Source organism: Streptomyces sp. JJ36 (assembly GCF_021696945.1).
Classification (GTDB): domain Bacteria; phylum Actinomycetota; class Actinomycetes; order Streptomycetales; family Streptomycetaceae; genus Streptomyces.
Window position 1 is genome coordinate 59,349 of record NZ_JACYHE010000012.1, and the last position, 14,797, is coordinate 74,145.

The 14,797-nt window shown below is 78.2% G+C and carries 9 protein-coding genes; 2 read left to right on the top strand and 7 right to left on the bottom strand.

Features of this window, described 5'->3' with window-relative positions:
• Window positions 1-100: 100 nt before the first annotated feature.
• From HOY81_RS07375 to HOY81_RS07395, 5 genes are all read right to left on the bottom strand, one after another.
• Complete coding sequence (locus tag HOY81_RS07375) at window positions 101-1,300, bottom strand: hypothetical protein (protein ID WP_237319408.1); 1,200 nt, start codon at window positions 1,298-1,300, stop codon at window positions 101-103.
• On the bottom strand, window positions 1,297-3,051 hold the full coding sequence (locus HOY81_RS07380; RefSeq protein WP_237319409.1) for a serine/threonine-protein kinase: 1,755 nt from the start codon (window positions 3,049-3,051) through the stop codon (window positions 1,297-1,299). The genes HOY81_RS07375 and HOY81_RS07380 overlap by 4 nt, the downstream gene beginning before the upstream one ends.
• Window positions 3,052-3,226: 175 nt before the next feature.
• Window positions 3,227-4,654 (bottom strand): NAD(P)/FAD-dependent oxidoreductase, encoded by a 1,428-nt coding sequence (locus HOY81_RS07385; protein WP_237319410.1) that lies wholly within the window; start codon window positions 4,652-4,654, stop codon window positions 3,227-3,229.
• Window positions 4,655-4,667: 13 nt separating this feature from the next.
• Window positions 4,668-5,498 carry an inositol monophosphatase family protein gene (locus tag HOY81_RS07390; RefSeq protein ID WP_237319411.1) on the bottom strand — a complete coding sequence of 277 codons (831 nt, stop codon included), beginning with the start codon at window positions 5,496-5,498 and terminating at the stop codon, window positions 4,668-4,670.
• Window positions 5,499-5,614: 116 nt separating this feature from the next.
• On the bottom strand, window positions 5,615-7,492 hold the full coding sequence (locus HOY81_RS07395) for a gamma-glutamyltransferase family protein (RefSeq protein ID WP_237319412.1): 1,878 nt from the start codon (window positions 7,490-7,492) through the stop codon (window positions 5,615-5,617).
• 242 nt (window positions 7,493-7,734) lie between these two features.
• Here HOY81_RS07395 and HOY81_RS07400 point away from each other — a divergent pair, with 242 nt between their 5' ends.
• A complete protein-coding gene (locus HOY81_RS07400; RefSeq protein WP_237319413.1) occupies window positions 7,735-8,508 on the top strand; it encodes a Sir2 family NAD-dependent protein deacetylase in 774 nt (257 codons plus the stop codon).
• A 123-nt stretch (window positions 8,509-8,631) separates the two neighbouring features.
• Here HOY81_RS07400 and HOY81_RS07405 read toward each other — a convergent pair whose 3' ends face one another.
• Complete coding sequence (locus HOY81_RS07405; protein WP_237319414.1) at window positions 8,632-8,949, bottom strand: hypothetical protein; 318 nt, start codon at window positions 8,947-8,949, stop codon at window positions 8,632-8,634.
• Window positions 8,950-9,089: 140 nt separating this feature from the next.
• Between HOY81_RS07405 and HOY81_RS27305 the strand changes: the two genes are divergently transcribed.
• Window positions 9,090-13,760: a cation-translocating P-type ATPase gene (locus HOY81_RS27305; RefSeq protein ID WP_272892491.1), complete on the top strand. Its 4,671-nt coding sequence runs from the start codon at window positions 9,090-9,092 to the stop codon at window positions 13,758-13,760.
• Window positions 13,761-13,773: 13 nt separating this feature from the next.
• Here HOY81_RS27305 and HOY81_RS07415 read toward each other — a convergent pair whose 3' ends face one another.
• Window positions 13,774-14,787, bottom strand: a complete 1,014-nt coding sequence (locus HOY81_RS07415; protein WP_237319415.1) for a TIGR03842 family LLM class F420-dependent oxidoreductase — start codon at window positions 14,785-14,787, stop codon at window positions 13,774-13,776.
• Between the last annotated feature and the right edge of the window lie 10 nt (window positions 14,788-14,797).

The window sequence follows — 14,797 nt, forward strand, 5'->3', positions numbered from 1 at the left end:
CTCGGGGCGCACGCCGCGACCGGCGCCGGAACGGCAGCACGGCGGGTTCCCGGGATCTGCACCGCGGGGCGGGTGCCCGCCCCGCGGTGCAGGGCCCGGCTCAGGGGCAGCGGTAGGTGAAGCGGGCGGTGGCCGTACGGGCGGTGGGCGCGGTCATCTCCAGCGTGGCGCGGGCCGCGTGGCGGCCCGCGCCCTGGAAGGTCCACAGCAGGTGCAGCCGCACCTCCCGCCGCCCCTCCGGGACGCGGGCCCGCAGCAGTGCGGAGGCGGTGCCGTCGCTGCGCCGCCAGCGATAGCGGAGGATCCCGGCCTCGCCGTTCGTCGCGACCACGCCCACCACCTCCGCGGTCCCGTCGCACCCCGGTCCTCCGGGAGGGGTCCGTACGGTCACGCGCTCCACGGCCAGCCCCGGTCCGAGGTGCTGCCACCCGAGAAAGGCGGCCGTGGCCAGGAGGACCAGAAGCGCGGGCAGGTAGCGCAGGCGGGGGCCGCGCGGCCGCGAGGCCGGGCCGGCGGGTGCCGGGGACGCGGGCACGCCCGGCCCGAACCGCAGCACCGCGCCGGCGGCGCCCGGCTCCCGCGGTGCCGCCCGGGCCGGAGTACCCTGTGTCCCCGGCAGCGGCACGGTCCCGCCCGGCTCCGGGGCCGGCGTCGCCGGTCCGTCCTCCCCGGACGTGCCGGGCGTGCCAGGCGTGCCAGGCGTGCCGGGCAGCGTGCCACCGGCCCGGACGGACACCCTGGGCTCCCCCGACGGCGGCCAGGTCTCCCCGGTACGTTCCACCTTCCCGGGCAGCGGCAGCGTGCCAGGGAGCTCCCCCAGGTGTCCGCGCGCACCGGACGGCAGCGCCACGCTGCCGGGGCCCTCCGGGGAGGGCGGCATGCCGCCGGGCTGCCGTCCGGACTCGCCGGGCAGCGACAGGGTGCTCGCCGGCTCCCCGGACGGTTCCGCGGACGGCGGTGCGCCGCCCGGCCGAGGGGACGCCCCGGCCTCTCCGCGCTCCCCCGACTGCTCCCCGCCGGGCCGGAGCGGTTGCCCAGGCCACAGCGGCGCCCCGCCGGGCCGCGCGGGTCCCGCGGGCAGCAGCGTGCCGCCGGACTCCGCAGGCGGCGGTGTGCCGCCCGGTTCCGCGGGCAGCGGCTGGGTGTCCCGGTCCGCCGGCCGGTCCCCCGCCTGGCCCCACCCGGTGCCGAGCAGCGTCGCGCGGTCGTCGTCCTCCGGGGCGGGCTCCGGAGCCGCGCCCCCGGCCGGACCCCTCCGCCACGGCTCCGGAGCGCCCCCGGGTCTGTCCGCCGCGCTCATTCGAGCGTGCACCGGCGGGTCAGCAGGCGCCGGTCGGTCGTGCCGCTGCCGGCGGCGGGCTCTGCGGTCACGGTGAGACCCCAGTAGCAGCCGCGCGCCCGGAAGGTGTGGGTCACGTTAAGCGAGCGGCTGCCGTCCCCATCGAGCCGGTACGTGCGCGAGGCGCCGTCCGGCACACCGGGGCCCGCCTTGCCGTCGGCTACGTACCAGGTGACCGTCAGGGTCACCGGTCCCCGTCCTCCGGCGGTCACCCCGAGCACGGCGGCGGCGTCGGCGGGGCCCGTCTGGCGCAGGTCCCTGACCGCGACCGAGTCGACCCGTACGGGCGTCGCCGGGGAGGCCGAACCGCCCGGGCCGGGTGACGGCCCGCCGGGCCCCGGTGTGCCCGTGCCCGGGGACGGGCCGGTGCCGCCGGGGGACGGATCGCCGGACGGGCCGGTGCCCGGGCTCGCCCCGCCGGCTCCGGGAGACGCCGGGCCGGAGCCGCCGGACGGGGGCCCGGAGGCCGTGGGGCTTGCGGTCGCCGACGGCCCGGTGGGCGCCGAGGACCCGGTGGGGATCGCGCCGGAGGGCGACGCGGTGCCGGACGGACTCGTCACCGGCGCGGGCGACGCCCCACGGGACACGTCCGTGGTGGCGGGGGCCCCGGCCGCCGGAACGGTCTCCCCGGCACCTCCGCCCTCCGTGCCCCCGGCCACGGCCGGGCCGAGGACGAGCACGCCGGCCAGCAGCAGGGCGCCCCCGGTGGCGAGCAGCGGGCCCCGGTCCGGCCGGAGGCGGGGGGCCCGGGCGCCCGGTCCGGCGGCCGCTCCGGAAGGGGAGCCGGCCCGGCCCTGCCCGGGCAGGCTGGTGGTGGCCCGGGCGACGACGCCGCCGGGACCCCCGGCGGGGGACGGCAGCAGCGGCACCAGCGCCATCAGGGCGGCGAGCCGCTTCCGCCCGCGCTCCTCCCACTGCGGCCCGTAGACCGCGCCGGCCGCCTGCTCCAGTTCCGCCACGAACGCCGCCGCGTCCCGCGGGCGGTCCGCCGGGTCCTTGGCCATCCCGCGCCGGATCAGCTCGCGTACGCGCTCCGGTACCCGCTCGGCGGGGACGGGGGCGTCCAGGTGCTGAAGCGCCAGCTCCATCGGGTGGCGCCCGGGGTACGGCTTGTCGCCGGTGAGGCACTCGTAGCAGGTGGCGGTGGCGGCGTAGACGTCGGCGGCCGGGGTGGCGGGCCGGCCGCTCCACTGTTCCGGCGGCATGTAGACCGGCGTGCCGCTCGCCCGGCCGGGGGTGCCGCTGCGGGCGGCGATGCCGAAGTCGACCAGGCGGGAGGAGCCGTCGGGTGCGACGAGGACGTTCTCCGGTTTGTAGTCGCGGTGCACCACGCCCACCCGGTGAGCGGCGGCCAACCCCAGCAGGGAGCCCTTGAGCAGCGCCAGCGCGGCCTCCGGCGTGAGGACCGGCTGTTCGCGCAGGAGCTGCCGCAGGGCGGCGCCCTCCACCGGTTCCATCACCAGGGCCGCGCCCTCCGGCGCCTCCACGTACTCGTAGAGGTCCACGACGTACGGGGACCGCAGGTCGCCGAGGAGCCGGGCCTCCGCGCGGAACTCCCGCCGCAGGGCGGGGTCGGCCCGCAGCGCCGCGCCGAGGTACTTGACGGCCACCGGGGTGCCGGTGGCGTCGTGCACGGCCAGCACCACCCGGCCGCTCGCGCCCGAGCCCAGTTCCCGCACCTCGGTGTACCCGGGGACCACCCAATCGGACATGTGCTGCCACCCCCTGGGGAGGCGCTTCCGGCCCCGCGCCGGTGCCGCGCCTCCACACCGGGGAGGACACGTCTCCGCGCCCGCCGGTTCCCGCCGGGCGGGGGCGTGGGACGGTACGGCGCGAGCGCCGGCGGGCTCCCGGGCGCCGGGCGGCGGCCCGGGCAGGCCGCCCGGGTCAGCGGCCGAGGGTGAGGCGGCGCCAGACGGCGCGGGCCGCGTGGTGGCCGGACATGCCGTGCACGCCCGGGCCCGGGGGCGTCGCCGAGGAGCAGAGGAAGACCGCCGGGTGCGCGGTGGCGTACGGGACCCGGGTGAGCTTCGGCCGCAGCAGGAGCTGCAGCCCGGAGGCGGCACCGGCGGCGATGTCGCCGCCGACGTAGTTGGGGTTGCGGGCGGCCAGCTCCGGCGGGCCCGCTGTCGCGCGGGCCAGCACCAGGTCGCGGAAGCCGGGGGCGTACTGCTCCAGGCGGCGCTCGATCAGCGCGGTGGCGTCGCCCTCCCAGCCGTTCGGCACGTGCCCGTACGCCCAGAAGACCTGCTTGCCCTCGGGGGCCCGGGTGGGGTCGGCGAGGCTCGGCTGGACGGTGATCAGGAAGGGTTCGGTGGGTTCCCGGCCCTCGACCGCCCGTTCCATGGCGTCGTCGATCCGGTGCGCTGTCGGCCCGACGTGCACCGTGGTGGCCTCTCGGGCCTCCGGGGCGTTCCACGGCACGGGGCCGTCCAGGGCATAGTCGATCTTGAAGACGGCGGGCCCGTAGCGGTAGCCGCGGTAGGCGTTGCCGAGTCCGGCGATACGGGCGAGGGCGTGCGGCGAGGTGTCGAAGACGTACGCGCGGGCCGGCGGCAGCTCGTCCAGCCGCTTCACCTCGGCGCCCGTGTGCACCAGACCGCCGAGCGCGCGCAGGTAGCCGGTCAGCGCGTCGGAGACCGCCTGGGAGCCGCCGCGGGCCACCGGCCAGCCGCGGGCGTGCGCGGCGAGCGCGAACACCAGCGCGATGCCGCCGGTGGCGAACGTGCGGGTGGGCGCTATGACATGGGCCGCCAGCCCGGCCAGCAGCCCGCGGGCCTTCTCGTCGCGGAAGCGCCGGGCCACCCAGGCGGCCGGCTGCAGACCGGTCAGCCCGAACCGCGCCAGGCCCAGCGGGTCCCGCGGCAGGCGGCCGTTGAGGGCGGAGCCGAGCCCCAGGAAGTCCTCGGCCAGCCGGTCCCAGCGGGCCAGGAAGGGTTCGACCAGCCGGCGGTAGCTGCCCGCGTCCCGCGGGCCCAGGGAGGCGGCGGTCTCACCGACCGAGCGGGCCAGCACCGCCGCGGTTCCGTCCGGGAAGGGGTGGGCCATCGGCAGCCGGGACTCCGCCCACTCCAGGCCGTGGCGATCGAGCGGCATCCCCCGGAACGCGGGCGAGTTCACTCCGAGCGGGTGCGCGGCCGAGCAGGGGTCGTGGCGGAAGCCCGGCAGCGTCAGCTCCTCGGTGCGGGCGCCGCCGCCCACCGCCTCCCGTGCCTCGAAGACCTCCACGCTCAGCCCGCGCCGGGCCAGCTCCACCGCGGCCGTCAGCCCGTTGGGGCCCGCCCCCACCACCACCGCGTCCCGGATCGACGGCACTTCGGCACTCCCCTCACCGCTCGGCTCCACTGCTGGTGCGCAGGAGGTCGACGATACGCCTCACGGTCGCGTCGTCGCGCGCCGCGGTGAACGGCAGCGCGTTGCCGCCGGCGATCCGGAACGGCTCGCCCGCGATGGTGCTGCTGCCGCCGCCCGCCTCCGCGACCAGCAGCAGCCCGGCGGCGTGGTCCCAGGCGTTCTCCCAGGAGAAGGCGACCGCGTCGACGAGGCCCCGGGCGACGGCGAGGTACTCCAGTCCGGCGGAGCCGCAGGGCCGCGCCTCCACGCCTTCCGTGCGCAGCCCCAGCAGGGCGCGCTGCTGGGCCTCGGTGGTGAAGTCCGGGTGCGAGGTGGCCACCCGGAGCGGCCGGTCCGGGTCCGGCGAACCGGAGCGCAGCACCTCGCCGTTGAGCAGGGCCCCGCCGCGGTGCCGGGCGACGGCCATCAGGTCCTGCGCGGCCGCGTACGTCCAGGAGGCGAGCAGCTCACCGTGGCGGGCGAGGGCGACCAGGGTGCTGAAGCCGGTCTCGCCGCGGACGAACTGCCGCGTGCCGTCGACCGGGTCCACGATCCACACCGGCTGCGGGCCGCGCAGCGCCTCGTAGACCACCGGGTCGTCGTGGACCGCCTCCTCGCCCACCACGACGGAGCCGGGCAGCAGCGCCGTCAGCGAGCGGGTGAGGTGCTCCTCGGCCCGGCGGTCGGCGATGGTGACCAGGTCGTGCGGGCCGTTCTTCTCGACCACCTCGTGGGCGGCGAGCTGGCGCCACCGCGGCATGATCTCCTCGGCCGCCGCCTTGCGCAGGGCCTCCTCGGTGTTCGCCACCAGTGCATCGTCGATCATTCCTCCATGGAAGCACGCCCGCCAAGGCCGGGCCCGCTCGGTGGCGTGTCCACCGGGCCGATCCCGGGTGTCGACCCGGTGTCCCGGCTCCGCGCACCCTCCGGCGCACCGCGCGGTCAGCGGCCCACGGCGTACCCCTGGGCCCCGCGCGGGTCGGCCGCGGCGCTGAGCACCCCGGTCTCCGGGTCGCGGGCGACGGCACAGAGCCGCCCCTCGGACCAGGGCGGCCCGACGGTCACCCGGTGCCCGCGGCGCCGCAGCTCCGCGACGGTCTCCGCGCCGGCCCGGGACTCCACGGTGACGCTCCCGGGCCGCCAGGTCCGGGGATGGAAGGAGGCGGGGAAGCCCTCGGTGTGCCAGTTCGGCGCGTCGACGGCGCCCTGGAGGTCCGGGCCGCCGCGGACCGGGGGCCGGCGGGCGACGCCGAGGAGGAAGGGGAGCTGCCACTGGTCCTGCTGGTCGCCGCCGGGGGTGCCGAAGGCCAGCACGGGCTCGCCGCCGCGCAGCGCCAGGGTGGGCGAGAGGGTGGTGCGGGGCCGGCGCCCCGGTGTGAGGGTGTTCGGGAGACCGGGCTCCAGCCGGGTCATCTGGAGCCGGGTGCCCAGGGGGAAGCCCAGTTCCGGGACGACCGGGCTGGACTGGAGCCAGCCGCCGCTGGGCGTCGCGGAGAGCATGTTGCCCCAGCGGTCCACGACATCCAGGTGGCAGGTGTCGCCCCGGGTGGCGCCGTCCGGGGCCACGGCGGGCCCGGCCGGGTCCGTCCCCGGCGGGCCGGGCTCCGCCGCCTCCCGCGCGTCGGCGTCCTCGCGGGGGACGGTGGGCTCGCCGGTGCCCGGCTCGGGAGGTCTCTCGCGGAGGGCCGCGCCGTGCACGTGCGCGGGCAGCCGGGGCGTACGGCCGCCGGGGCTGCCGGGCCGCAGCGCGTACGAGGCGTCCGGGCCGATCAGCGCCCGGCGGGTGGCGGCGTACCCCGGGGAGAGCAGCTCCGCCAGCGGCACCGCCCCGGGGCCCTGCGCGTCCCCGTACCACGCCTCCCGGTCGGCCATGGCGAGTTTGGTGCCCTCGACCAGCCGGTGCACCTCGGCCCCGCTCGCCTCCCCGGCGGCCGGGAACGGCCCCGGCGGCAGCAGGGCGAGCTGCTGGAGGAGGACGGGGCCCTGTGACCAGGGACCCGGCTTGCAGATCGTCCAGCCCTCCCAGTCACCGGTCACCGGGTCCTCGTAGGCGGCCTCCCAGCGGGCCAGGTCGTCGCCGGTCAGCGTGGCGGCGTGGCGCTCCCCGGAGGTGTCCAGCGCCGGCCGCGCCGCCGCCCGCACCAGCGCCTCGGCGATGAACCCCTCGCGCCACACCCGGCGTGCCGCCTCGATCCGGGTCTCCCGGCCGGGCCCAGCGGCGGCGGCCTCGTCCAGCAGCCGCCGCCAGGTGCGGGCGAGCGCGGGGTTGCGCAGCAGGGCGCCGGGGCGCGGGGCGCGGCCGCCGGGCAGGTAGACGGCGGCCGAGGTGGTCCACTCCCGCTCGAAGAGCCCGCGCACGGCCTCCACGGTCTCCCCCACCCGCTCCACCGCCGGGTGCCCTCGCTCGGCGTACCCGATGGCGTAGCCGAGGACCTGTTCCAGCTGCTTGGTGCCGTGGTCCCGCAGCAGCACCAGCCAGGCGTCGACGGCGCCCGGCACGGCGGCGGCCAGCGGGCCGGTGCCGGGGACGAGGTCCAGGCCGAGGGCGCGGTAGTGCGCGGGCGTGGCGCCGGCCGGGGCGACGCCCTGGCCGCAGAGCACCCGTACCGGCCCGCCGGCGGGGGCGAGCAGGATCGGCACCTCGCCGGCCGGGCCGTTCAGGTGCGGTTCGACGACGTGCAGCACGAAGGCGGCGGCGACCGCGGCGTCGAACGCGTTGCCGTCGTCCTCCAGCACCGCCATCGCCGTCTGCGAGGCCAGCCAGTGGGTGGAGGAGGCCATGCCGAAGGTGCCCTGCAGGGTGGGCCGGGTGGTCACCATGCGCGGGAGGGTACGCGCGCGGCCGCGCCCCGACGAGACCGCCCGCGGCCGCCTGTACGGGGCGCACGCCCCGTGACCCGCGACGCCGGCCCCTGGTGCTCGAGGGCCCGCCGCCGGGCCGGCCCGGCTCGGGGCGTCCAGCCGCCAGGGCTCCCGGAGAACACCCCCGGACCGCCGCATGTCCCGGGAGACGGTTCCCCGCAACGCGGCACACCGGCCGGGGGCGGACTAGGCTCGCCGGCATGAGCTCCACCGGGACCACCGACCGCAGGCCGCTGATCGCCGTGCTCACCGGTGCGGGGATCTCCACCGACTCCGGCATCCCCGACTACCGCGGTCCGCAGGGCCTCTGGCGGCGCGATCCGGAGGCAGAGAAGCTGGTGACGTACGACTACTACATGGCGGATCCGGAGATCCGCCGCCGTTCCTGGCAGATGCGGCGGGAGAGCCCCACCTGGCAGGCCCGGCCGAACGCCGCGCACGAGGCGGTGGCGCGGCTGGCCCGGGACGGCCTGCCGGTGCGGGTGATCACACAGAACGTCGACGGGCTGCACCAGCTCGCCGGGATGCCGGACCGCGAGGTGCTGGAGCTGCACGGCACCTCGCGCACCGTGGTCTGCACCGAGTGCGACGCGCGGGCGCCGATGGCGGAGGCGCTGGAGCGGGTGGCGGCGGGCGAGGCGGACCCGGCGTGCCGGGAGTGCGGGGGCATCCTGAAGTCCGCGACGGTGATGTTCGGGCAGGCCCTGGACCGTGAGGTGCTGGGCGAGGCGGTGGCCGTCGCCCGGGCGTGCGACGTCTTCCTGGCGGTCGGCACCAGCCTCCGGGTCCAGCCCGCGGCCTCGCTGGCCGGGGTGGCCGCCGAGCACGGCGCCCGGCTGCTCATCGTCAACGGCGAGCCCACCCCGTATGACGCCCTCGCCGAACGCGTGGTGCGGGAGCCCATCAGCCGGGCCCTCCCCGGACTCCTCGACGAGCTGACGGAACCGTCCGGCGGCCCCGGGCAGCCGGTGTAGTCACCGGCCTCCGCCAGTCCCGGGCGTTCCCGGGCGACCCGGCTCAGGTGGCCCGTCACCGGTGGGCGTCCCCGGGCAGGCGGTCCCGGCCGGCGCCGCGCGCCGTCCTCCGTGGGCGACGTGTCAGGCGGGGGCGGCGGCCGTGCGGGGGGCGGGGCGGCGGAGGAGGGCGTAACCGAGGCCGATGCCGACGGCCACCGGCCAGTCCAGCACGTCCGCGGCGCCCAGGGCGCCGAGCCCGAGGTAGAGCGGGAGACCGCCCTTGGCCGGCAGCACCTCGCGGGCCACGGCGACGGGCAGCAGCGCCGCGTGCACCGCGCCGGAGGCGAGCCGGTCGGCCCGGGGGAGGGTGACGGTGAGCGTACGCCCGCCGGTGTGCTCTTCAGGCTGCTGCCCGCGTCCGGCCTGCCGCGCCGCAGCTTCCTTCTTCTCGCTGGCCACGGATCTCACATCCGTACATTCGCGCAGATAAGAGGCATGTCCACCTTCAGTCTATCCGGTGTACATCCCGGCGAGCGGGGGAACCGGGAGCTCTTCAGGTTCCGACCGGGAGGCCCGGAGCGGGCGGGAAGGGCGGAGTCATGTCAGCGTTGCACGTGCCCGGTGTGCCGCTCCCGCTGCCGTCTTTCCTCACCGACGGGGTGGCGGCGGGCGTCCGCGGGGCCGCGGACCTGGCCGGGCAGGTGACGGGCCGGCTCGCCGGGCCGCTGCTGGGCCTGGAGCGGCGCGGGGTGTGGGAGCGGCCGGGTCGCCGGTACATCGAGGTGCGCGGAGTGCACGGCCCGGAGGGGGCGCGGCTGGCCCGGCTCGTGGAGCGGGCGCTGGAGGAGCATCCCGGGGTGCTGTGGGCGCGGGTGAACGCGCCCTCCGAGCGGGCGGTGGTGGCGCTGGGGTCGCCGGCGGCGCCGACCCGGGAGCTGGTCGCGCTGATCGAGTGGGCGGAGCGACGCAGCGCGGTCCCGGAGACGTACGAGCACGACGAGTGGCTGGCCGAACCCCACCATCCGGGCGAGGGCCCGCGGACCCGGCAGTCGGTCTCGGCGCTGGCCGCGGACGCGATCGGGCTCGCCACGTCGACCGCCTCCCGGCTGCTGCCCTGGGCTCCGCTGCCCAGTGAGGTCGCGGGCCTCGTCGGCGCCCTCCAGACCCATCCGCGGCTGCGGCGGCTGGCCCAGCGGGGACTGCCCGGCCAGGACTCCGCCGAGTCGGTGCTGCCGGTGGTCAGCGCGCTGGTCCAGGGCGTGGCCACGCGGGGCGGCGGTCTGGTGCTGGACGTCGCGCAACGTGTCTCCCAGTGGCGGGAGGCGGCCGCGGAGCGCGACGCCTGGGCGGCGGCGGAGCCGGGCCTGGTCCCCGGCCCGGAGGAGGCGGCCGCCGGGCCGGTGGCGGTGGAGCGGCCGGTGCCGCACCGGGACACGGCCGCCCGGTTCGCCGAACGGGCGATGGGGGCCGGGGCCCTGGCGGGTGCCGCGGCGACCCCGTTCGCCGGGCCGCGGCGCGGGCTGGCGGTGGCGCTGGCCGCGGTGCCGAAGGCCCCGGGCGCCGGGCGGGAGGGATTCGCCACCACCCTCGGCCGGTTCCTCTCGCTGCGCGGCGTGGTGGTGATGGACCGGGGTGCGCTGCGCCGGCTCGGGCAGGTGGACACCGTGGTGCTGGAGGAGCAGGCGCTGCGCACCGACCGGTACGAGCCGGTGGACCTGGCGCTGCTGAGCGGCGCCGACCCCGGGCGTACGGCGGAGCGGCTCTTCGCACTGCTCGATCCGGAGGCCGCCCTGGAGACGCGGCGGGACGACGACGGCTGGGTGCTGGGCCCGCTGGAGGGGCTGACGCTGACCGGCCGGACGGGCCGGCAGGCGGCGGCGCGGCTGCGGAAGCGGGGCAGCGAGCGGTTCCTCGGCCTGGCGCGCGGCCGCCGGCTGGAGGCGGTGGCGGGGCTGGCCACCCAGACGGCCCCGGGTGCGGAGGCCGTGGCGGCCGCGGCCCGCCGGGCGGGAGCGCGCGTGGTGCTCGCCACCGACCGGCGGGAGCCGGCGTTCGGCTTCGCCGACGCGGTGGTGCCCGGGGGTGACCGGCTGGCCGGCTCCGTACGGGAGCTGCAGGCCGCCGGCTCGGTGGTGCTGCTGGTGTCGGGGAACCGGCGGGCGCTCGGCGCCGCGGACTGCGGGGTGGGGGTGCACCATGCGGGCGATCCCCCGGCGTGGGGCGCCCATCTGCTGGTCGGTGCCGACCTGGAGGCGGCGGGCCTGGTGGTGGACGCCGTCGGCGTGGCCGCCCGGGTCGACCACGACAGCGCGGTGCTGGCGACCGGCGGCAGCGGCGTGGGCGCGGTGGCCGCGCTGCAGTCGCCGCCGCCCCGGGCGGCCGCGCGGGGGGCCGCGGCGGGCACCGCCGCCGGGTCCGCGGCGTTCGGCATGGGCGTGTGGCGGGCGCGGCAGTTGCTCTCCCGCCCGGTCGATCCGCCGGTGAGCACCACGCCGTGGCATCTGATGCCCGTGGACCGGGTGCTGGAGCGGCTGGACACCACGCCCGAGGGGCTGGCCCCGGACGAGGCCGCGTCCCGGGTGGGCGCCTCGCCCGGCTCGGCCGAACCGGCGCGCACCACGCTGCCGGCGGCCTTCGTGGAGGAGCTGGCCAACCCGCTGACGCCGGTCCTGGCGGCGGGCGCGGCTCTGGCCGCCGCCGTCGGGTCGCGTACCGACGCCGCCCTGGTGGGCGCGATCACCGGTACGTCGGCGCTGGTCGGCAGCGTGCAGCGAGTACGGACCGAGCGCGCCCTGGCAGGCCTCTTCGCACGCTCGGCGATCGGCGCCCGGGTGCGGCGCGGCGGAGCGGAGCGGCTGGTGACCGCGGGGGACCTGGTGCACGGGGACATCGTGGTGCTGCGCCCGGAGGACGTGGTCCCGGCGGACTGCCGGCTGCTGGAGGCGGAGGGGGTGGAGGTCGACGAGTCCTCGCTGACCGGCGAGTCGCTGCCGGTGGCGAAGGACCCGGCGCCGGTGGTGGCCGCGCAACTCGCCGACCGGCGCTCGATGCTCTACGAGGGCACGATGGTCTCGGCGGGACGGGCCGTGGCCGTGGTGGTGGCGACCGGCGCCTCCACGGAGGTGGGCCGCAGCATGGCCACGGCCCGGCGCTCCGCTCCGGCCACCGGCGTGGAGGCCCGGCTGACCAGGCTGACCCGGGCGGGCCTGCCGCTCGCGCTGGGCTCGGCGGCCGCGGTGGCCGGTGCCGGGCTGCTGCACGGGCACCGGATCACCGAGACCCTCGCCTCGGCGGTGAACCTGGCCGTCGCCTCCGTCCCGGAGGGGCTTCCGCTCCTGGTCAACGCGGCGCAGTTGGCCGCCGCCCGGCGGCTCGCGGAGGACGGGGCGCTGGTGCGCAACCCGCGGACCATCGAGGCGCTGGGCCGCGCGGACGTGCTCTGCTTCGACAAGACCGGCACCCTCACCGAGGGCCATCTGGAGCTGGCCGCGGTGAGCGACGGGGAGACCGCGCAGCCCGTCGACCGGCTCGGCCCGGAGCACAGGGCGGTGCTCGCCGCGGCGCTGCGCGCCACCCCGCCGGCGCGGCAGTCGGAGCCCATGGCCCACCAGACGGACCGTGCGGTGGCGGCCGGGGCACGCCGGGCGAAGGTGGCGGTGCGGCGCGGCGCCGCCTCCTGGCGGCGCACCTATGCGCTGGCCTTCGACCCGTCCCGGGCGTACCACGCCACCGCGGGACGGACCTCGCGCGGCGGTCTGCTCAGCGTGAAGGGCGCGCCCGAGAACGTCCTGCCGCGGTGCCGCCGCCGGCGGCTGGACGGCGAGACGACGGAGCTGGACGAGGCCGCGCGGCACGACCTCACCGCCACGGCCGAGAAGCTGGCCGGCGCCGGCCGCCGGGTGCTGGCCGTGGCCGAGCGGACCCTCGCCACGGACGCGCGGCTGACCGACGAGACCGTGGAGGAGCTGGTCTTCCTCGGGTTCGTCACCCTGGCCGACCCGGTGCGCAGCGGCGCCGCGCCGGCCACCGCGCGGCTGCGGGAGGCCGGGGTGCAGATCGTCATGCTCACCGGCGACCACCCGGCGACCGCGGGCGCCATCGCCTCGACGGTGAGCGAGGACGCGGAGCCGGTGGTGTCGACCGGGCCGGAACTGGACGAGCTCGACGACGCGGAGCTGGACGCGCTGCTGCCGCGAGTGGACGTGATCGCCCGGTGCAGCCCGCGGCACAAGGTCCGCATCGTGCAGGCCTACCAGCGGCTCGGCCGGGTGGTGGCGATGACGGGCGACGGGGCGAACGACGCCCCGGCGATCCGGCTCGCCGACGTCGGCATCGCGCTGGGCCGGCGGGGCACGCCGGCGGCCACCGCGGCGGCGGACCTGGTGGTGGGCGACGACCGCCTGGAGACCATCATCTCGGCGCTGCTGGAGGGCCGCTCCATGTGGGCGTCGGTCCGGGCGGCGCTGGCCATCCTCATCGGCGGGAACCTGGGCGAGGTCTCGTTCAGCGTGCTGGCCTCCGCGCTGACCGGTGCCGCGCCGCTGAACGCCCGTCAGATCATGCTGGTGAACCTGCTCACGGATCTGGCGCCCGCGCTGGCCATCGCGGTGCGCGAGCCGAACGCCGAGGCCGGCGAGCGGCTGCTGCGGGAGGGGCCGCACCAGTCGCTGGGGGCCGCGCTGACGTACGAGATGCTGGTGCGCGGGGCCACCACGGCGGCCGGCGCCGGCCTGGCCTGGGGCTTGGCGCGGCTGACGGGGCGTCAGCGGCGGGCGAGCACGGTGGCGCTGGCGGCCGTGGTCGGCACCCAGCTCGCACAGACGCTGCTGGCCGGCGGTCTGAACCGGGAGGTGCTGGTCGCCGGGCTCGGGTCGGCCGCGGTTCTCGCGGCGATCATCCAGACGCCGGTGGTGAGCCCCTTCTTCGGCTGTACGCCGCTGGGTCCGGTGGGATGGGGCATGGCCTTCGGCGGCATCGCCTCGGCCACGCTGCTCGGCGCCGTCCTGTCCCCGCTCGCGCGCCGCCTGGCGGCGGAGGACGGCGAGGACGACGTCGAGTACGGGGAGGACGGGGAGGACGGGCAGGACGTGGCAGGCGCCGCCGGGGAGGCCGGTGAGGCGCGGGGCCGGTCCCCCGCCGGGGACCGCGCCCCGGACGCCGGCCCGGAGGCCGCCACGAAGTCCGGGCCGGAGACCGGCCCGGACGGCGCCGCACCGCGCGCCACCGGTCGCGGCACGGTGCCGGGCACGGCTCCCGGCGGCGAGCCGTGAGCGGGCTGCGGGCTCAGGGCTGGAGGGCCGGCAGCACCTCGGCGCCGTAGGCGTCGATGGTGGCCTCCCGGGCGTCGTGCATGGCGTACACGGCGAACTGGTGCACGCCCAGGTCGCGCAGCTCCCGCAGCCGCGCCACCTGCGCCGCGGGCGGACCGAGCAGGCAGAAGCGGTCCACGATGTCGTCCGGGACGAAGGCGGTGTCGGGGTTGCCGGCGCGCCCGTGGTGGGCGTAGTCGTACCCCTGTCTGGATCTGATGTACGCGGTGAGCGCGGTGGGCACGAGCGCGGAGTCCTCGCCGTAGCGGGCCACCAGATCGGCGACGTGGTTGCCGACCATGCCGCCGAACCAGCGGCACTGCTCGCGGGCGTGCGCCAGCGCCTCGGGGGTGTCCTCGCAGACGTAGGCGGGCGCGGCGACGCAGACGGTCACCTGGTCCGGGTCCCGGCCGGCGCCGGCGGCGGCCTCGCGCACGGCCCGCACCATCCACTCCGTCAGATACGGGTCGGCGAGCTGGAGAATGAAGCCGTCGGCCTCCCGGCCCGCCAGGGCCAGCGCCCTCGGCCCGTACGCCGCCATCCACACCGGCAGGTGCCCGTCCCGCACCCAGGGCAGCCGCAGCGGAGTGCCGTCGACGACGGCCTCCCGGCCCTCGGCCAGGTCGCGGATGACGGACATGGCCTCGGAGAGCCGGGCCAGCGTGGTGGGCCGGCGCCCGGCCACCCGCATCGCGGAGTCGCCGCGGCCGATGCCGCAGACCGTGCGGTTGCCGTACATCTCGTTGAGCGTGGCGAAGGTCGAGGCGGTGACCTCCCAGGCGCGGGTGGCGGGGTTGGTCACCATGGGGCCGACGATCAGCCGCCGGGTGTTGGCGAGGATGCGGCTGTGGATGACGTACGGCTCCTGCCAGAGGACCGAGGAGTCGAAGGTCCAGCCGTACCGGAAACCGTTGCGCTCGGCGCGCCGCATCAGGCCGACGGTGGCGGCGCCGGGCGGGTCTGTCTGGAGGACGAGCCCGAAGTCCATGCCTCAGGTC